The organism is Stappia stellulata (assembly GCF_020176715.1).
In the GTDB taxonomy this organism is placed as follows: domain Bacteria; phylum Pseudomonadota; class Alphaproteobacteria; order Rhizobiales; family Stappiaceae; genus Stappia.
Genome location: NZ_JAIVMF010000006.1, coordinates 112,226 through 130,225 on the forward strand (window position 1 = coordinate 112,226; position 18,000 = coordinate 130,225).

Annotated in this window: 17 protein-coding genes; 6 read left to right on the forward strand and 11 right to left on the reverse strand. The window is 66.4% G+C overall.

All coding sequences use genetic code 11. The features are described 5' to 3' along the window. Positions 1-85: 85 nt before the first annotated feature. The 5 genes from LC092_RS09745 to LC092_RS09765 all read right to left on the reverse strand — a co-directional run bounded on the left by LC092_RS09745 (position 86) and on the right by LC092_RS09765 (position 5,450). Complete coding sequence (locus LC092_RS09745; RefSeq protein WP_224806326.1) at positions 86-1,453, reverse strand: glutamine synthetase family protein; 1,368 nt, start codon at positions 1,451-1,453, stop codon at positions 86-88. A 104-nt stretch (positions 1,454-1,557) separates the two neighbouring features. Next, positions 1,558-2,607, reverse strand: coding sequence for a TRAP transporter substrate-binding protein (locus LC092_RS09750; protein WP_224806327.1), 1,050 nt, complete (start codon positions 2,605-2,607; stop codon positions 1,558-1,560). Positions 2,608-2,744: 137 nt separating this feature from the next. Then, the gene (locus LC092_RS09755; protein ID WP_224806328.1) at positions 2,745-4,067 is read right to left on the reverse strand and encodes a TRAP transporter large permease; all 1,323 of its coding nucleotides are present in this window, start codon (positions 4,065-4,067) and stop codon (positions 2,745-2,747) included. Next, a complete protein-coding gene (locus tag LC092_RS09760) occupies positions 4,067-4,663 on the reverse strand; it encodes a TRAP transporter small permease subunit (protein WP_224806329.1) in 597 nt (198 codons plus the stop codon). The genes LC092_RS09755 and LC092_RS09760 overlap by 1 nt, the downstream gene beginning before the upstream one ends. After that, positions 4,656-5,450, reverse strand: coding sequence for an N-formylglutamate amidohydrolase (locus LC092_RS09765; protein ID WP_224806330.1), 795 nt, complete (start codon positions 5,448-5,450; stop codon positions 4,656-4,658). The genes LC092_RS09760 and LC092_RS09765 overlap by 8 nt, the downstream gene beginning before the upstream one ends. Before the next feature lie 171 nt (positions 5,451-5,621). Here LC092_RS09765 and LC092_RS09770 point away from each other — a divergent pair, with 171 nt between their 5' ends. Then, positions 5,622-6,518 (forward strand): MurR/RpiR family transcriptional regulator, encoded by an 897-nt coding sequence (locus tag LC092_RS09770; RefSeq protein WP_224806331.1) that lies wholly within the window; start codon positions 5,622-5,624, stop codon positions 6,516-6,518. Between the two features lie 30 nt (positions 6,519-6,548). On the opposite strand, the gene pcaQ is transcribed toward LC092_RS09770, so the two are convergent. Further along, a complete protein-coding gene (pcaQ, locus tag LC092_RS09775) occupies positions 6,549-7,484 on the reverse strand; it encodes a pca operon transcription factor PcaQ (RefSeq protein WP_224806332.1) in 936 nt (311 codons plus the stop codon). Between the two features lie 102 nt (positions 7,485-7,586). Between pcaQ and pcaD the strand changes: the two genes are divergently transcribed. From pcaD to LC092_RS09800, 5 genes are read left to right on the forward strand one after another with little or no spacing between them, the layout of a single operon-like run. Further along, positions 7,587-8,378, forward strand: coding sequence for a 3-oxoadipate enol-lactonase (pcaD, locus tag LC092_RS09780; RefSeq protein ID WP_224806333.1), 792 nt, complete (start codon positions 7,587-7,589; stop codon positions 8,376-8,378). After that, the gene (gene pcaC, locus LC092_RS09785) at positions 8,375-8,794 is read left to right on the forward strand and encodes a 4-carboxymuconolactone decarboxylase (protein ID WP_224806334.1); all 420 of its coding nucleotides are present in this window, start codon (positions 8,375-8,377) and stop codon (positions 8,792-8,794) included. The genes pcaD and pcaC overlap by 4 nt, the downstream gene beginning before the upstream one ends. Further along, on the forward strand, positions 8,791-9,513 hold the full coding sequence (gene pcaH, locus LC092_RS09790; protein ID WP_224806335.1) for a protocatechuate 3,4-dioxygenase subunit beta: 723 nt from the start codon (positions 8,791-8,793) through the stop codon (positions 9,511-9,513). Before pcaC ends, pcaH begins: the two co-directional genes overlap by 4 nt. Further along, a complete protein-coding gene (gene pcaG / locus LC092_RS09795) occupies positions 9,513-10,064 on the forward strand; it encodes a protocatechuate 3,4-dioxygenase subunit alpha (RefSeq protein WP_263627077.1) in 552 nt (183 codons plus the stop codon). Before pcaH ends, pcaG begins: the two co-directional genes overlap by 1 nt. 26 nt (positions 10,065-10,090) lie before the next feature. Beyond that, complete coding sequence (locus LC092_RS09800) at positions 10,091-11,422, forward strand: lyase family protein (protein WP_224806337.1); 1,332 nt, start codon at positions 10,091-10,093, stop codon at positions 11,420-11,422. Between the two features lie 9 nt (positions 11,423-11,431). Here LC092_RS09800 and LC092_RS09805 read toward each other — a convergent pair whose 3' ends face one another. The 5 genes from LC092_RS09805 to murJ form a co-directional block, all read right to left on the reverse strand. Next, a complete protein-coding gene (locus LC092_RS09805; protein ID WP_224806338.1) occupies positions 11,432-12,376 on the reverse strand; it encodes an ABC transporter permease in 945 nt (314 codons plus the stop codon). Then, positions 12,373-13,452, reverse strand: coding sequence for an ABC transporter permease (locus LC092_RS09810; protein WP_224806339.1), 1,080 nt, complete (start codon positions 13,450-13,452; stop codon positions 12,373-12,375). Before LC092_RS09810 ends, LC092_RS09805 begins: the two co-directional genes overlap by 4 nt. After that, a complete protein-coding gene (locus LC092_RS09815; protein WP_224806340.1) occupies positions 13,449-14,999 on the reverse strand; it encodes an ABC transporter ATP-binding protein in 1,551 nt (516 codons plus the stop codon). Before LC092_RS09815 ends, LC092_RS09810 begins: the two co-directional genes overlap by 4 nt. 106 nt (positions 15,000-15,105) lie before the next feature. Beyond that, positions 15,106-16,110 (reverse strand): BMP family protein, encoded by a 1,005-nt coding sequence (locus LC092_RS09820; protein WP_224806341.1) that lies wholly within the window; start codon positions 16,108-16,110, stop codon positions 15,106-15,108. Between the two features lie 310 nt (positions 16,111-16,420). Beyond that, complete coding sequence (gene murJ, locus LC092_RS09825) at positions 16,421-17,986, reverse strand: murein biosynthesis integral membrane protein MurJ (RefSeq protein ID WP_224806342.1); 1,566 nt, start codon at positions 17,984-17,986, stop codon at positions 16,421-16,423. Between the last annotated feature and the right edge of the window lie 14 nt (positions 17,987-18,000).

Here is an 18,000-nt window from a genome sequence, read left to right on the forward strand (position 1 = left end):
CACGCGGGACGCGATCCGTCAGTTGAATGATGTATGTGTCCGGCATCCGGCCCGGGAAGGCCGGGTGCCGCGAGAGCGCTGCGGCTCAGCAGCGCTCGAAGCCGCGGGCGATCTCGTAATCCGTCACCACCCGGTCGAACTCTTCCTGTTCCCAGTCGGCGGCGCGCACATAGTGGTCGACCACCTCGTCGCCGAAGGCCTCGCGCAGGAGCTTCGACGTTTTCAGGGTCTTCGTCGCATCGCGCAGCGTCCCCGGGATCTCCTTCAGCCGCTTGGCCTGATAGATATCGCCGGTGATCGGCGCCTCGAGGTCCAGTTTCTCCTCAAGGCCGCGCATGCCGGCTGCGAGCTGCGCCGCCAGCGCCAGATAGGGGTTGAGATCCGACCCGCCGATGCGGCATTCGACCCGTACACCCTTGGTGCCTTCACCGCAAAGCCGGAATCCGGCGGTGCGGTTGTCGACCGACCAGGCGGTCTTGGTCGGCGCGAAGGTGCCCTTCTGGAAGCGCTTGTAGCTGTTGACATAGGGCGCCAGGAAGTAGGTGTAGTCGGGCGCGTATTTGATCAGCCCGGCCATGTAGTGGCGCATCCTGTCCGACATGCCGTGCTCGGCGTCCGGATCGTAGAACACGCTCTCGCCGTCCGGCGTCCACAGCGACTGATGCACATGCGACGAGGAGCCGACCTTGTCGCGGTGCCACTTCGGCAGGAAGGTGACCGCGCGGCCATGCTGCCAGGCGATCTCCTTGGTCGCGTGCTTCGCGATGGTGTGATAGTCGGCGCAATCGAGCGCGTCCGCATAGCGGATGTTCAGTTCTTCCTGGCCGGTTTCGGCCTCGCCCTTGGTGTTTTCGACGGGAATGCCGGCGGCATGGAGGTGGTTGCGCAGCGGGCGCATGACCTCCTCCTCCTTGGTCGTCTGGAGGATGTTGTAATCCTCATTGTAGGCGGAGATCGGCTCCAGATCGCGGAAGCCCGAGCGGCGGATCTCGTCAAAACTCTTCTCGAACAGGAAGAATTCCAGTTCGGTCGCCGTCTTGGCGACCAGGCCCATCTTCTCCAGCCGCGCGATCTGGCGCTTCAGCATGGCGCGCGGCGAGTGCGGGACCTCTTCATGGGTGTGGTGGTCGAGCACGTCGCACAACACCATCGCAGTGCCCTCGAGCCAGGGCACCAGCCGCAGCGTCGACAGGTCGGGGCGCATCACATAGTCGCCGTAGCCGCCGGCCCAGCTGGTCGCGCGGTAGCCCTCGACGGTATACATCTCCAGGTCGGTCGCCAGCAGGTAGTTGCAGCAATGCGTCTCTGCATAGGCGTGATCGACGAACATCTGCGCGTGATAGCGTTTTCCCATCAGCCGGCCCTGCATGTCGACGATACAGGTCAGCACGGTATCGATTTCGCCGTCGGCGACCGCCCGCTTCAGGGCGTCAAAGGTGAGATTGCCAGCCATGGGATCCATCGGTCTCGTTTGAGCGGAAAAGTAGCGGTCCGCACGCCCTTGTGCGGACCGCAGATCCTGAACCGGACCCGCAGGCGCGGGTCCGGCAAGCACGATCAGGTGTAGCGGTAGGGCCGACCGGCCTTCTGCATGTCCTTGTTGTACTTCTTGAAGATCTCCACGACCTTCGCCTTGGTCTCGGACTCGGCCGCGATCTCATCCCAGAACACCAGGGCGGCGTCCTCGACCTGCTGCCATTCGTCGTCGGGAATGGAGGTCAGCTGCATCTTGGTGCCGTTGACGCGCAAGGACGCCTCGCCGCCCCAGTACCACCACTGGCGATAGTAGTGCGATGCATCCATGGCGAGCTGGAGCATGGTCTTGAGGTGATCGGGCAGCTCGTTCCACTTCTCCATGTTGGCGAAGAAGGAGCCTGCCCAGGCGCCGGAGATGTTGTTGGTCAGGAAGTAGTCGGTCACATCGGCCCAGCCGACCGTGTAATCCTCGGTGATGCCGGACCAGGCAACGCCGTCGAGCTCGCCGGTCTGCACCGCGACCTCAATGTCTTCCCAGGGCAGGGTGACCGGCACGACGCCGAACTGCGCCAGGAAGCGGCCGGCGGTCGGGAAGGTGAAGACGCGCTTGCCCTTCAGGTCCTCCAGCGAGCGGATCGGATCCTTGGTGGCGAAGTGGCAGGGATCCCACGCACCGGCGGAGATGTGCTTGACGCCGACCTTGGCGTATTCCTCTTCCCAGATCTCCTTCAGACCGTACTGGTTGAACAACACCGGCACGTCCAGCGAATAGCGGCTGGCGAAGGGGAAATAGCCGCCGAAGACGGTCACTTCCGTCGGCGAGGCCATGGAATCGTCGTCCGACTGCACCGCATCGATGGTGCCGCGCTGCATGGCGCGGAACAGTTCGCCGGTGGGGACGAGCTGATCGGCGAAGAAGAGCTCGATCTCCATCTGGCCGTTCGCCGCCTTGTTGAAGGCGTCGATATGCGGCTTGATGACGTGTTCGGCCAGCGCCGGGCCGGCGTAGGTCTGCAGGCGCCACTTGATCGGCGCCTGGCCGAGGACGGCGGGCGCGGCCAGCGTCGAAGCACCGGCGGCGGCAACGGTTCCAAGGCCGGCCTTCTTGAGAAAATCGCGTCTGTTTGTCATGGCTTCAAGTCCCCTTTTTTGACTGCAGTTCCGCGCTTGAAAGCGCTTCTTCTTGTTGTCACGCCCGCTGAGGCGGGGTGAAGATGCGGGCGCCTCGGCCCGCCTCCCAGCGCCTCGGCGCGGCGCGCAAGGCGATGTCAGCGTCCATAGATATACTCCGGAAGCCAGAGTGCGATCTGCGGAAAGATCATGATCAGCGCGAGCGCCAGCACCATCACCGCGACGAAGGGCGCGATGGACCCGTAGATGTCGCGCAGGGTGATTTCCGGCGGCGCCATGGCGCGCATCAGGAACAGGTTGTAGCCGAAGGGCGGCGTCATATAGGCGATCTGCGTGGTGATCGTGTAGAGCACGCCGTACCAGACCAGGTCGAAGCCCAGCGCCTGCACCAGCGGCACATAGAGCGGCGCGACGATGACCAGCATCGCCGTGTCGTCGAGGAAGGTGCCCATCAGCAGGAAGGAGAGCTGCATCAGGATCAGGATCATCCAGGGGCTCAGGCCGAGTTGCTCGGTGAAGAGGTTCTCGATCGCCTTGACCGCCCCCAGACCGTCGAACACCGCGCCAAAGCCCAGTGCCGCGAGAATGATCCACATAAACATGCAGGAGATCGCGAGCGTCTGGCGCACGCAGGTCTCGAACACCGTCCAGGTCATCCGCCGCTTGAGAATGGCCGCTGCAAAGGCCGTCATCGCGCCGATGGCGGAGCTTTCCACCAGCGAGGTCCAGCCGTTGACGAAGGGCACCATCATCGCGGCGAAAATGACGAGCGGCAGGATGCCGGCGGCGAGCAGCCGGTATTTCTCGGCGGTCGAGACGTCGCGATCCTCCGGCGGAAGCGCCGGGCCGAGCTTCGGATTAAGACGGCAGCGCACGTAGATGTAGACGATGAACATCGTCGCCATCATCAGGCCGGGCACGACACCGGCAAGCCAGAGCTGACCGACAGGCGCGCGGGCGATCATCGCATAGAGCACGAGCACGACGGAGGGCGGAACCAGGATCCCGAGCGAGGACCCCGCCTGGATCACGCCGGTCACCATCCGCTTGTCGTAGCCGCGCCGCAAGAGCTCGGGCAGGGCGATGGTCGCGCCGATGGCCATGCCGGCGACGGAGAGGCCGTTCATCGCCGAGACGAGCACCATCAGTCCGATGGTGCCGATCGCCAGACCGCCCGAGACCGGCCCCATCCAGACGTGGAACATCTTGTAGAGATCGTCGGCGATCTTCGATTCTGACAGCACGTAGCCCATGAAGATGAACATCGGCAGCGTGAGGAGCGGATACCACTTCATCAGCTTCATGGCGGCGGAGAAGGGAATGTCCGATCCGCCGGTGCCGTAAAGGGTGAGCGCGGCCACGGCCGCGACGCCGCCGATGGCGCCGAACACACGCTGACCGGTCATCAGCATCAGCATCATCGAGGCGAACATGAGAAGAGCGATCATCTCATAGGACATCAGATCTCTTCTCCGCGAATGCGCACGATATCCTTGAACAGCTCGGACACGGCCTGCAGCAGCATCAGGAAAAACCCGAAAATCATGATGAACTTGATCGGCCAGAGATACGGGCGCCACGCCGTCGGGCTGCGCTCGATGTAGCCGATCACCTCCGAGGCCGCCTCCGGCCCGCCGGTGACGAAGGCGACGATCAGGTCCTTGAAGAAGACGAAGGGCTCGCTGCCGAAATAGCCGAGCGAATAGGCGGTCGAGCCGACGCCGCCGTAGAGAAGCACGCCGAGGTAGAAGATCAGCAGGAACACCGTGAAAGCGTCGACCCAGGCGCGCTTCCTGAGCGACCAGGAGGCATAGAACAGGTCCATGCGCACGTTGGAGCCGAGCTGGATCGAATAGGGACCGCCGAGAATGTAATAGGCGACCATCGCGAATTGCGCGAGTTCCAGGGTCCACATCGACGGCAGGAAAAAGGTCTTGGAAATCGAGGACCACAGCAGGATGCCGATCATCACGAAGATGCCGAACATGATCAGCCGGCCGAGCCGCCGGTTGAAGGCGTCCACCGCGCGAATATAGAGGCGCATGGCGCTAAGCATGTTCGCTCCCCTGCCTGGCGTGCAGATGGTCGCGCGCCGCGCGCATCGCCCGCTCGAGCCGCTCGGCCCACAGGGTCTCGGCCGAGGCGGTCGCAAGTTCGTCGTTGCGGATCTCGACCATCGCCGAGGGCAGGCGGCGCGCCTCGCCGTGGCGGGCGAGCGTGTAGTAGACCCCGTCGGAGGGCGCATAGGGCTCGTTGTCGCCAAGCGGTTCGACGCCCTGCCGGCCGAGATCGGCGAGCATGCCCTCGGCAAGACGGCGGTCGATGTTCGACAGGATGCCGATCGGCCAGGGCCGGGCAATACCCTTGTAGACGGGCGTGAAACTGTGGATGGAGACGACCGCCGTCTCCAGCCCCTCGGCGGCACGGGCGTCAAGCAGGGCGGCGATCGCGGTATGGAACGGCGCATGAACCCGGGCGATGCGTGCGGCACGCTCCGCGTCGCTCAGGTCGCGGTTGCCGGGAATCTCGGTGATTTCGCTGACGCTCGGGATCAGGTCATGCGCGGCCGTATCGCGGTTGCAGTCGATCACCAGCCGCGACATGTCGGGATAGACCAGCGGCGCGTCGAGACGCTGGCTCAACTCCCGCGACACGCCGAGCGCGCCCGGGTCCCAGGCGATATGGGCGCGCAGCGCGGCTTCATCGAGACCGAGATCGCCGAGGTCGTCGGGCACACGGCGCGAGGCATGATCGCAGAGGATGACGAACGGACCGCGCCCGCTGCCGTTTTCCGTCTGGATCACGGAATTCGCCTCCGTTTTCCCGGTCGTTGGCGACGCCATTCTCACCCCCAATGTTCCGTGCCTCCCGCACGGTGACCTCATGGTCGGACCGACGCTCGCGCCCTGTTCCATTTATTACAGAATTGCGTAGCGGAGATCCTTCTGTATGATTTGATACACTCGCGTGACGGATGTCAATCGGGTATCAAAACGGGAGGCGCCGCGAACCGAATGACCAAATCCCTGGCAGAGGACATTCGCGAAAAACTCGGGTCCTGCACGGCGACGGAGCGGCGAGCGGCACTCGCATTGCTGGCAAATTACCCGGTGCTCGGCCTCGGCACCGTGGCGCAATTCGCCTCGGCCGCCGGCGTCAGTTCGCCCACCATCCTGCGCTTTGCCGCGCGCATGGGATTTTCCACCTATGCCGCCCTGCAGACCCGGCTGCGGACCGAGCTGGAGGACCAGCTCAAGTCGCCGCTCGCCAAGGGAGCGGAGAGCGCGGCGGAACCCGGCGTTCTCGATTTCGCGGATATCGCCTGCACCAATATCAGCGATACGTTCCGCCAGCTTCCGCGCACCGAACTCGAGGCCGTGGTTGCGCTGCTCGGCGACGAAAAGCGCACGCTCTACCTGCTCGGCGGCCGCTTCACCGACGCGCTGGCGCGCTACATGGCGGCGCATCTGCGCATCCTGCGCGGACGCGTCGTGCATGTCGCCGGCCAGGAGGGCAACTGGCGCGACTATCTCGTCGACATGGGCCGCAAGGACGTGCTGATCGTCTTCGACATCCGCCGCTACCAGTCGGACCTTGCCCGACTGTCGGTCGCCGCCGCCAATCTCGGGGTGACCATCGTGCTCGTCACCGACAGCTGGCTGTCGCCGATCGCCAGCGTCGCCACCCATGTGCTGCCGGCGCGCGTCTCGGTTCCCTCGCCCTGGGACAGTTCTGCCGCGCTGATGGTGATTGCCGAAACGCTGATTGCCGGCGTCACCGCCGCCGACCCGGAGCGCAGCAAACGGCGCATCTCCATGCTGGAGATCTACCGGGACGACGACGATCCCAAGCGCCGCAGCGGCAGGACCGGCGAGGTCCCGCCAAAGGACCTTGCGGACCCGCAGGCGTAAGCACGGAGCAGCCCTCCGCCGGGCCGACGGTTAGCGTGTCGCCGACACCGCCGGGCGCACCTGCGCCACGACATCGCGCACCACTGCGGTGAACAGCACAAGGTCCGGGGCCGGCGCTTCTCCGGCCCGCGTCGAGATGCCGACCGGGCCGAGCGTGATCCGCGTGTCGACGGGCAGCGCATGCAGCGTTCCGTCGGCGAGGTCGCGGGCGACGACGCCTTGCGAGATGATCCAGACCGCGTCGCAACCGAGCGTGAAGGCCCGACCGAAGGCGTTCGACACCGTCTCGATCCGGCGCGGGATCTGGCCGATGCCGTTGGCGACCATCAGCCGCTCGACGAGCGGGCGGATCGCTGCGGTGCGATTGGGAAAGAGCACCGGAAACTCCGGCAGCCGGGCGAGATCACCCGACCCCAGCAACGGATGCCCCGGACGCACCACCAATGCGACCTGTTCGGTGTAGAGCTGCTGGAAGCTCAGCCCCTGCATCGCTTCGGGCTGGCCGAGACGACCGATGACCACATGCAGGGCGCCGGCGCGCAACTGGTCGAGCATATGGCCGTTCGGACCCGTCACGATGTCGAGCGTGGCGCCGCGACCGTGCTCCAGATGCATCTCTGCGGCGCGCGGGATAATGCTCGCGGCCACGCTCGGCAACGCCCCGACGCGCAACAGCCGGTCGCTGCCCATGCGCGCCTGTTCCAGCCCGTCGAGCCCCTCGCGTAGCGCGGCGAGCGACAGGCTGGCGTAGTGCCGGAAGATCTCGCCCTCCGCGGTCAGCGACACGCCGGCCCGCCCGCGCTCCATCAGCACCGCCCCCAGCAGGCTTTCGAGTTCCTTCAGGGTCTTGGAAATCGCCGGTTGCGTCACCCCCAGGTCGGCTGCGGCATCCGTCAGGCTGCGCAGCCGCGCGATCGCCAGGAACGCCTCGAGATGGCGGAGTTTGATGCCCGAGGCGATCCGCATGCCTTGCCCTTTTCAGTTATACAAATCCGCGAAAATCTCATTTTACATTACCAATCATCACAGTCATGCTGAACCGCAATCGCAAGTCAGACGAGGCTTTCTGTGGACGCAGTCAAGAGAAACGAACGGATCCTGCATGCCGATCACCGGCGCGCGGTCGGGCAGGCGCCAACGCTGGCCTTTTCCAATTCCCTGGGCACCGACCTGCGGATCTGGGATGCCGTTGTCGCGCGCCTGCCGAAGGATCTCGGCATCCTGCGCTACGATACGGCCGGCCACGGGCTTTCGCCCTCCGGGACTGCGATGTCAATCGACGATCACGCCGACGATCTGGCCGCACTTCTCGACGCCAAGGAGATCGACCGTGCCGTTGTCGTCGGTCTCTCGGTCGGAGGGCTGATTGCCCAGGCGCTGGCGCAGCGCGCGCCGCAGCGCGTTGCCGGGCTGGTCCTGTCCAACACCGGCATGACGATCGGAACGGCGGAGATCTGGAACGCGCGCGCCGAGGCGATCCGCGCGGGCGGGATGGAGGCGATTGCCGACGCAACGATGGAACGCTGGTTCTCGCCGCGCTTTCGCGCCGGGAAACCCGAGGCGCTGCAACTCTGGCGCACCATGCTGGCGCATACGCCGCCGGCCGGCTACATCGACCTCGGTCTCGCCATTCGCGATGCCGACTACCGGGACGCGGCCGCGCGGATTTCGGTGCCGACGCTCTGCATTGCCGGCGCGCAGGACAGCGCGACCACGCCCGCCGTCGTGCGTGCCATGGCCGATGCCATCCCGCAGGCGCGCTTCGAGGAGATCCCCGATGTCGGCCATCTGCCCTGCATCGAGGCTCCGGGCGCGATGGCGGAGCTGATTTCGCGTTTCGTTTCGGAGGCCCTCACATGAGCCAACGCGATCTGGACGAGACCGGGCTTGCCACGCGGCGCGCCGTTTTGGGCGAGGCGCATGTCGCACGCGCGCAGGCCGCCACGACGGCATTCGACGCGCCGTTTCAGGACTATATCACCCGTGGTGCCTGGGGCGGGGTCTGGTCGCGCGACACGATCAGCCACCGCGAACGCTCGATGATCACCATTGCGCTGCTTGCCGCGCTCGGGCACGACGAGGAGCTGGCCATGCATTGCCGGGCGACGGCCCGCACCGGCGCAAGCGCCGACGACATCTGCGAGGCGCTGCTGCATGTCGCGGTCTATGCGGGCGTTCCGGCAGCGAACCGCGCCATCAAGATCGCCAAGGCGGTCTTCGCCGAACTGGAAGACACCGCCCGCGCGGCGGACGAGACGAACCGGGGGGAAGAATGACGGGACCGGACTTCTACAGGCGCGACCGGAGCGCGCATCCGCCGGCCTATGCGCCGGGCTACAAGAGCAGCGTGCTGCGCGCGCCGTTTCGCCCGCTGCATTCGCTAGAGCAGACCTCGCTCGAACGCAGCGGCCCGGCACTCGGCCATGCCCCGCTCGGTCCGCTCGACCATGACCTGATCCGCAACGCCGCCGTCGACGGCGATGCGCTCGGCGAGCGCATCTATGTGTTCGGACGGGTGCTCGACGAAAACGCCCGCCCCGTCCCCAATGCGCTGATCGAGGTGTGGCAGGCCAATGCCGCCGGTCGCTATGCGCATGTGAAGGACGGCTATCTGGCGCCGCTCGACCCGAATTTCTCCGGCTGCGGGCGCTGCGTCAGCGATGCCGAAGGGCGCTATCTGTTCCGCACCATCAAGCCAGGCCCTTACCCTTGGCCCAACAACGGCTCCGACTGGCGGCCGGCGCATATTCATCTCTCGATCTTCGGCGAGGCCTTCACGCAACGTCTCGTCACGCAGCTTTATTTCGAAGGCGATCCGCTGATCCCGCTGTGCCCGATCGTCAACACGATCCCCGACGCCACCGTCATCGAGCGGCTGGTCGCGCGCCTCGACATGCGCAACCAGGAGCCCTTCGACTGCCTGGCCTATCGCTTCGACATCGTGCTGCGCGGGCGGCGCCAGACCCACTTCGAAACCCGTCCGGAAGGTGCGTGATGCGCGAGAAACTCTTCGAAACCCCGTCGCAGACCGCCGGCCCCTACGTTCATATCGGCACGGCACCGCAATCCATCGGCCGCCCCGGCCTCGTCGGCCAGCCCGGTCCGGTGATCGCGAGCGACACAGGTCCCGCGATCACGGTCGAAGGGATCGTCCATGACGGCGCCGGCGCCCCCGTGCGCGATGCCATGCTGGAGATCTGGCAGGCCGACGGCGCGGGCCGGGTCGGGCCGCACGGGTTTTTCGCACGCGCGGTCGCAGATTTCGACAGCGGCCTCTTTCGCTTCCAGACAGTGCGGCCCGGCGCTCATGCTCAGGGCCATGCCCCGCATATCGCCTTGCTGATCTTCGCGCGCGGCATCAACATCCACCTGCACACGCGGATCTATTTCCCGGAAGACCGCGAGCTGATCGCAAGCGATCCGGACTTCGCCCGGCTTTCCCCCGAAGCCCGCGACACGCTCGTCGCCACACCCGGCGAGGGCGGTAACTACCGCTTCGACGTCCACCTGCAGGGACCGCAGGAAACGGTGTTCTTCGACATCTAGGCTCAAGCCGTCCCGGAGGGTGACTCATGGCGATCTCGCCGCTGGAATCTCCGCTCTACGCCGACCTGTTCGGCGATCCCGACACCGCCTGCCACTTCGAGGCGTCGGCCGAGATCGCCGCGATGGTCGAGGTGGAGGTCGCCCTTGCGACGGTTCAGGCCCGGCTCGGCGTCATCGCGGAAGCCGCCGCTCGGGAGATCGAGGCGGGCCTTGCCGATAGCGCCCCAGCGCCCGATGACATTTGTGCAGGCACGGCGGCAGCCGGCGTGCCGGTTCCAGCCCTTGTGGCGCATCTGCGCAAGCAGCTGCCGAAGGAGTGCGCCGACCATTTGCATTTCGGCGCGACGTCGCAGGACATCGTCGACACCGGGCTGATGCTGCGGCTTCAGCGCGTGCTTCAGCTGTTCGAGGCGCGGCTCGCGCGCCTGACGCACACGCTGGCAGCGCTGGCGGCACAGCATCGCGCGACCCCGATGGCGGGTCGCACGCGCGGACAGGTGGCGACACCCGTCACCTTCGGCCTCAGGGTCGCGAACTGGACCCTGCCGCTCGCGCGCGCACACCGCGACCTGCAGGCCCTGCGCCACGCCGGACTGCCCGTCCAGCTTGGCGGCGCCTCGGGCGATCTGTCGGCGATGGGGCCGGATGGCAGCGCCGTCGCCAAGGCGCTCGCCGAAAAGCTGGGGCTTGCTCCCGCTCCGCCCTGGATGGCGGAGCGCTGGCCGCTGATGCGGATCGCCGGCACGCTTGCCGGTCTTCTTGGCGCTCTGGAAAAGATCGGCGCCGACGTGATGCTGTCCACCCGCTCGGAGATCGGCGAGTTGCGCCTGTCGGCCGCCGGCGGATCCTCCACCATGCCGCAGAAGCAGAACCCGGTTGCCGCGGAAACCCTGATCGCGCTGACCCGCCATGCGGCAACATTGTCGACACAGATCACCACGGCTCCCGCCCATGCGGAAGAGCGCGACGGCGCCGCCTGGATGGGAGAATGGCTGGTGGTGCCTCCGTTTTTCACCGCATGCGGGGCTGCACTGCTGCGCGCTCAGGCGCTGGTCGACGCGATCGAGCCGCAAGGTGAGCGCATGGCGGAGATCGCCTTCGGCGACGGCGGTCTGGCGCTCGCCGAACGGTTTTCCTTCGCACTGATCCCGCATGTCGGGCGCGCCGGGGCTCAGGATCTGGTCAAGCGGGCCGCCCTGGAGACACGCGCGAGCGGGAAACCGCTCGCCGAAACGCTGAAGGCGATCAGCGACGCGCCGCTCGACTTCAGCGCGCTTGCCGAGCCGCAGCGCATCTGTGCGGCAGCGGCCGAGATGACAGACGCGATCCTTGCAGAGGTCCGCACGCTCGTGTCCTGACGGGACGCCTCAGCGCTGGCCCTTGAAATAGGGCTTGAGCAATGCGCGCGGGTAATCCGCCTTGCGCGCCACGACGACGAGCGCGGCAATCGACAGGATATACGGCAGCATCAGGAAGATCTGGCCCGGAACGAAGGCCCCGACCTCGGTCTGCAGCCGCACCTGAAAGGCATCGAAGGCGCCGAAAAGCAGCGCGCCGATCAGCGCCTTGCCCGGTCGCCAGGACGCGAAGACCGTCAGCGCGATGCAGATCCAGCCGCGGCCGTTGACCATGCCGAAGAAGAAGGCATCGAAGGCCGACATCGTCAGGAACGCACCGCCGAGCGCCATCAGCGCCGATCCTGCCACCACGGTTCCCATCCTGAGCGCCATCACCGACAGCCCCTGCGCCTCGACGGCGGACGGGTTGTCGCCAACGGCACGGATCGCAAGGCCGAGCGGCGTGCGATAGAGCACGAAGCCGACCGCGACCACGAGTGCGAGCGCCAGAAAGGTGAGCGCGGTCTGCTGGAACAACGCCGGCCCGAGGAACGGAAGATCCGACAGGATCGGGATATCGAGCGGCTGGAACGCCTCGATGCGCGGCGGCGAGGAAACGTCGGGAAGCGCCGTGCGATAGGTGTAGTAGCTGAGGCTCGTTGCAAACAGCGTGACGCCGATGCCCGAGACATGCTGCGACAGGCCGAGCGGCACGGTCAGGATCGCATGCAGCAGGCCGAAGGCCGCGCCGGCAAGGGCCGCAACCAGCACGCCGCCCCACAGGCCGGCGCCGAGCCAGGCCGCCATCCAGCCGGCCATGGCGCCGGCGGTGAAAATCCCCTCGATGCCGAGGTTGAGCACGCCGGCGCGCTCGCAGATCAGCGCACCGAGCACGCCGAAGATCAGCGGGGTCGCGATCCGTAGCGCGGCCGCCCAGAAATTCGCGGCCAGCAGGATATCCAGAATGTCGCTCATGCCGTGCCCCTTCCCGTCCCGGGCCGCACGATGCGCACCTTGAAGCGCACGAACAGGCCGGACACGAGGACGCAGATCAGCGAGGTCGCGACCACGAGATCCGCCAGATAGTTGGAAACGCCGATTGCCCGGCTCATGCTGTCGGCGCCGACGAAGACACCGGCGATAAAGAGCGCGGCCACGACCACACCGACCGGCGACAGACCGGCGAGCATGGCAACGACGATGCCGGCATAGCCAAAGCCCGGCGACAGGTCGGCGGTGAGATAGCCTTTCAGGCCCGCGACCTCGCCGACGCCGGCAAGACCGGCGAGACCGCCGCTCAGGAGCGCGACGCGCAGGAAGGTCGCCGTGACGGGAATGCCGGCGTGACGCGCGGCCTCCGGGTTCTCGCCGACGGCGCGGGTCTCGAAGCCCCAGACGGTGCGCTTGAGCAGGATGTGAACGCCGAGGGCGGCCACGAGCGCGAGGATTAATCCGGCATGGACCCGCATGCGGTCCATCAGTTTGGGCAGCATCGCCTCGTCGAGCATCGGCTCCGACTGCGGCCAGCCCATGCCCATCGGATCCTTCATCGGTCCTTCCAGCATCATCTGCACGAAGAGGATCACGACAAAGTTCAGGAGAAGCGTCGTCACCACCTCGTCCGCGCCGAGCCGCACCTTGAGGAGTGCCGGGATCAGCATCAAAAGGCCACCGGCCAAAGCGCCGGCGAGGATTACCGTCGGGATCAGCAGGGGACCGGGGAGCGCCAGCGCCCCGGTGCCGACGGCGACCGCAGCCAGCGCCCCGGCATAGAGCTGGCCTTCACCGCCGATGTTCCAGAGCTTCGCGCGAAAGGCGACGGCGGCGGCGAGGCCGGTGAAGATCAGCGGCGTGGCGCGGGCCAGCAGCTCCGACATGGCAAAAGCCGAGCCGAAAGCGCCCTTGGCCATCAGACCGTAGGCCTCGAGCACCGGAGCGCCGGCGGCGGCAATCGCCAGGCTGGCGACAGCAAGCGCCGCGATCGCCGCGACGACGGGCGCTGCGACACGGCGCAGGGGCGAGACATGCTCGCGCGGTTCGAAGCGGATCATGCTGCCGCGTCCTCCGTATGCTGACCGGCCATCATCAGGCCGACGGCGGCCCGGTCGAGCTCCTCGGCCGGGCGCGGCGGGCTCAGCCGGCCGCGATGAATGACGGCGATCCGGTCGGACAGGGCGAAAAGCTCATCGAGGTCTTCGGAAATCAGGATCACGCCGGCGCCGCGCCCGCGCGCCTCCAGCAAGCGGCGGTGCACGTCTCCGGTCGCACCGATATCGAGACCGCGCGACGGCTGGGCGGCAAGCACCACCGAGGGACTGGCGTCGAGCGTGCGCGCCAGCACGATCTTCTGGATGTTGCCGCCCGACAGCAGACGCGCGACGGCGGAGCCGCCCGGACAGCGGATATCGTAGCTGGCGATGGCCTCGACCGCGCGGTCGGCGATCGCCCGGAAGTCGAGAAAGCCGAACCTTTGGTAACGGGACGAGCGGATTTCCTCGATCACGAGGTTTTCCGCCACGCTCATCGCGCCGACAACGCCGTCGCGGTGCCGGTCCTCGGGAATGCGCGCCACGCCGGCGCGGATCATGTCGGCGGCGTCATGGGCGCGGATCTCGCGCCCGGCGAGGCGGATATCGCCGCTCGTCTGGCGTTCGAGCCCGGAGAGCAGCCTGGCGAGCATCGCCTGCCCGTTGCCGGACACGCCGGCGATGCCGAGGATTTCGCCGGCGCGCAACGCAAAGCCGATGTCGCTGACCGTGTCGCGACCCTCGCCGCAGGTGACAGCGGAGAGAGCAAGCAGCACCTCACCGGCCGCCTGCGGCTCGCGCCGGCTCATCGTCACCTCGTGTCCGACCATGAGTTCGGCAAGCTTTTGACGGTCGCAGTCGGCGGCGGGCAGATCCGCAACCTTGCGCCCGAGACGCAGCACGGCGATGCGGTCGGAGGCGGCAAGCACTTCCGCAAGCTTGTGCGAGATGAAGACAATCGCCAGCCCCTGTGCGGCAAGCGCCTTCAGTGTTTCAAACAGCGTCTCGGATTCCAGCGGTGTCAATACAGCGGTCGGCTCGTCGAGAACGAGCACACGCGCATCGCGATAAAGCGCCTTGAGGATCTCCACGCGCTGTTTTTCGCCCACGGAGAGACGCGAAATCCGCGCATCGAGATCGACGACCAGCCCCGAGCGGCGCATCAACTCCTGAAGTTTCTCGCGCGCGGCGCGCGAGGCGAGGCGTGCGGACAACAGCGGGGCCGTGCCGAGCACGATGTTTTCGAAAGCGGTGAGATTTTCCGCCAGGGTGAAATGCTGGTGCACCATGCCGATGCCGGCCTCCAGGGCGGCATGGGGAGACCCCGGTTCCAGCGGCACGAGGGTCCCGTCGGGACCGGCCACGCGGACCTCTCCCTCGTCGGCGACGTAATGGCCGAACAGGATGTTCATCAAGGTGGTCTTGCCGGCGCCGTTTTCGCCGAGAAGCGCGACAATCTCGCCGCGGCGAAGATCGAGGTCGACCGCCTCGTTGGCGGTGAGCGCACCGAACCGCTTGGTGATCCCCGACAAGGACAGCGCGATCGGCGGAGCTTCTTCAGGCACCGTCATGACAGCATTTCCCCAGACCCCGGAAACGGCGCGGACAGGAAGGGTCCGCGCAGGCAATCAGGAAGACGCGCCGCCGCGACGACAGGCATTGCGGCGGCGCAGAGCATTACATCGTCGACTTGGGTTCCGCGTCGTTGACATTCACCCGGAACAGACCGTCGAGAATGTCCTTTTCGACCTTGCGGGCCGCCTCGACGGAGGCCGCATCGGCCAGCGCCTCGTCGACGACGAAGCTTCCGCCGCCATAGGACATGTAGCTGTACTGGCCGTAGTCGGAGGGTTCGAAGCTGCCGCCTGCGACATCCTCGATCACCCGGTCGATGGTCGGCTCCATATGCCACAGCGCGCTGGAAATGATCGTGCCGGGATAATCGGAGGCGGTGTCGATGACGTTGCCAACGGCCAGAATGCCGCGTTCCTTGGCGGCATCCGACACGCCGAAGCGCTCGGCGTAGAGAATGTCGGCGCCCTTGTCGATCATCGCAAAGGCGGATTCCTTGGCCTTGGGCGGGTCGTACCAGGAGTTGATAAAGGTCACGAGGAACTTGACGTCCGGATTGACCTCGAGCGCGCCTTCCATGAAGGCGTTCATCAGCCGGTTGACCTCGGGGATCGCATAGCCGCCGACCATGCCGATGATGTTCGACTTGGTCGCATTGCCGGCGATCATGCCGGTCAGATAGCTCGGCTCGTGGATCCAGTTGTCGAAGACCGCGAAATTCGGCTTCGCCGGACCGAAGGACGAGCCCATCAGGAAGGCGGTGTCCGGATATTCCGCCGCCACCTTGCGCGCCGCGCGCTCCACGGCGAACGCCTCGCCGACGATCAAGTCCATGCCGGCTTCGGCATATTCGCGCATCACGCGCTCATAATCGGTGTTGGCGACATTCTCGGAGTAGGTGTAGGTGACGTCGCCGCGCTCCTTGGCGGCGGTCAGCGCCTTGTGGATGCGGCCGACCCACTGCTGTTCCACCGGGACCGTGTAGATCGCCGCCACCTTGAGCGGCTTTTCCGCGGCCACCGCCGGCTGGCCGAAGCCCGCCACAACAACCGCCGCAGCAAGACCCATCACGGCACGGCGCGTCCATGCAATACGGTTCAGGATTTCCATCTGACTCCCCCTGGCATTGTTCGTATGCCGAGATCAGCCCGATGCGGACACTTTGCCCAAACGCGCAAGAGCTGATCGCTTCTGTCGTTTCATGCATCCGAAATAATGCCAGTGTCGACGGGACCCTGGACGCCGGACGCTGACGGAATTGGATCATAAATCGGGCATGCTCACAACGCAGGCAGCGGCCTGCGCGGCATTTTTTTGAACAAATGGACAAAGTTTGATCGTTTGGTCAAAAAATGAGCCGGCTTCGGTGCAGGGCCAGGCCGGACATGGCGGCCTGAGGCGGAATCCGCGGCAAGCGCCCTCAGCTCACGCGTCGCGACCGCAGGCCACGCAGCGCCGCCTTCAGGTCCACCGCCCCGGTCAGATGCACGAAGGCCGCAAACAGCAGCATTCCGGCAACAACCAGCAGCGCCAGGGCGCCGAACCGGCCGAGCACCGACGCACCTCCAAGCCAGGGCGCGAGCAGTTGCGCGCCGGCATATATGCCCGCCCCCATCAGCACGCTCGCCAATGCCAGCAGCGGAAGACGCTTCAACGATCCGGCATCGAGGCGGAAATGCCCCCGCCGCCACAGGGTAACCGCCAGCAGGCCGCTGTTGACCCAGCCGGCGAGCGTGGTCGCAAGGGCGATGCCGACATGATCGAGAAAGGGCGCCAGCGCCAGCGCCCCGGCCACATTGACCACCATGCCGATGCCGGCGAACCACATCGGCGTGACCGTGTCCTCGCGGGCGAAAAATCCCGGCGAGAACACCTTGTTGAGCACGAAGGCGGGCAGGCCGGCGGCGAAGGCGATCAGCGCCGCCGTCGTCGCGCTGGCGGCCTCCGCGCCGAAGGCGCCGCGCTGATAGAGCACGGAGACAATGGCGTCCGGCACCACGATCAAGGCCACCGTCGCCGGCAGGGTGAGGGCCAGGGCGAATTCCATCGCCCGGTTGAGCGTGTGATTGGCGCTTGCATCGGCGCCGGAGCGCAGGGAGCGCGACAGGTCGGGCAGAAGCACGACGCCAATCGCGATGCCAACGACGCCGAGCGGCAGTTGATAGATCCGGTCGGCATAATAGAGGTAGGACACCGCGCCGGCCTGACCCGACGCGATGATCGTGCCGACGGCGATGTTGATCTGGGTGATGCCGCCGGCGGCGATGCCCGGAACGCCGAGCTTCCACAGCCGCTTGACCGAGGCGGTCAGGCGCGGGCGCTGCCAGGGAATGGCAAATCCCATGTGACGCACCGCGAAGACAAGCAGGGCGAGCTGGGCAATGCCGGCCACCGTGACACCACCGGCAAGCAGGATGCCGAGCGTCACCCCCGGCTGGACGTCGAAATACCAGATGCTCGAAAGCACCGAGATCATCACGACATTCAGCACGACGGGCGCAAAGGCAGCCGCCGCGAAACGCCGGTAGGTGTTCAGGATCCCGGAGAGGAATGCCACCAGCGACATGCACAGGAGATAGGGGAAGGTGATGCGCGACAGCAGCACGGCGAGATCGAACTTCTCCGGATCGGCCGTGAACCCCGGGGCGAGCAGATAGACGAGCGCCGGCATGAAGACTTGCGCTATCAGGGTGACGGTCACCAGCGTCCACAGGAAGGCGGCGAGGATTTCGCCGGCAAATTTCCGGGCGCCCGCGTCGCCGCCGTCCTCGACCGAACGGGCGAAGAGCGGCACGAAGGCGGAGTTGAACGCCCCTTCGGCGAACAGCCGCCGGAACAGGTTGGGAAGACGGAAGGCGACAAAAAAGGCATCGGCCACCGGACCCGCGCCGACGAAGGCCGCGATCATCACGTCGCGGGCAAACCCCAGCACGCGGCTTGTCATCGTCGCGCCGCCGACGGTCGCGAAATTGCGCAGGAGGCTCATCGCCGGAGGCCGTG

Excerpts from the sequence above, each read along its gene's own strand:
- LC092_RS09745 (WP_224806326.1), bottom strand. The coding sequence starts at position 1,453 with ATGGCTGGCAATCTCACCTTTGACGCCCTGAAGCGGGCGGTCGCCGAC.
- LC092_RS09750 (WP_224806327.1), bottom strand. The coding sequence starts at position 2,607 with ATGACAAACAGACGCGATTTTCTCAAGAAGGCCGGCCTTGGAACCGTT.
- LC092_RS09755 (WP_224806328.1), bottom strand. The coding sequence starts at position 4,067 with ATGTCCTATGAGATGATCGCTCTTCTCATGTTCGCCTCGATGATGCTG.
- LC092_RS09760 (WP_224806329.1), bottom strand. The coding sequence starts at position 4,663 with ATGCTTAGCGCCATGCGCCTCTATATTCGCGCGGTGGACGCCTTCAAC.
- LC092_RS09765 (WP_224806330.1), bottom strand. The coding sequence starts at position 5,450 with ATGGCGTCGCCAACGACCGGGAAAACGGAGGCGAATTCCGTGATCCAG.
- LC092_RS09770 (WP_224806331.1), top strand. The coding sequence starts at position 5,622 with ATGACCAAATCCCTGGCAGAGGACATTCGCGAAAAACTCGGGTCCTGC.
- pcaQ (WP_224806332.1), bottom strand. The coding sequence starts at position 7,484 with ATGCGGATCGCCTCGGGCATCAAACTCCGCCATCTCGAGGCGTTCCTG.
- pcaC (WP_224806334.1), top strand. The coding sequence starts at position 8,375 with ATGAGCCAACGCGATCTGGACGAGACCGGGCTTGCCACGCGGCGCGCC.
- pcaH (WP_224806335.1), top strand. The coding sequence starts at position 8,791 with ATGACGGGACCGGACTTCTACAGGCGCGACCGGAGCGCGCATCCGCCG.
- pcaG (WP_263627077.1), top strand. The coding sequence starts at position 9,513 with ATGCGCGAGAAACTCTTCGAAACCCCGTCGCAGACCGCCGGCCCCTAC.
- LC092_RS09800 (WP_224806337.1), top strand. The coding sequence starts at position 10,091 with ATGGCGATCTCGCCGCTGGAATCTCCGCTCTACGCCGACCTGTTCGGC.
- LC092_RS09805 (WP_224806338.1), bottom strand. The coding sequence starts at position 12,376 with ATGAGCGACATTCTGGATATCCTGCTGGCCGCGAATTTCTGGGCGGCC.
- LC092_RS09810 (WP_224806339.1), bottom strand. The coding sequence starts at position 13,452 with ATGATCCGCTTCGAACCGCGCGAGCATGTCTCGCCCCTGCGCCGTGTC.
- LC092_RS09815 (WP_224806340.1), bottom strand. The coding sequence starts at position 14,999 with ATGACGGTGCCTGAAGAAGCTCCGCCGATCGCGCTGTCCTTGTCGGGG.
- LC092_RS09820 (WP_224806341.1), bottom strand. The coding sequence starts at position 16,110 with ATGGAAATCCTGAACCGTATTGCATGGACGCGCCGTGCCGTGATGGGT.
- murJ (WP_224806342.1), bottom strand. The coding sequence starts at position 17,986 with ATGAGCCTCCTGCGCAATTTCGCGACCGTCGGCGGCGCGACGATGACA.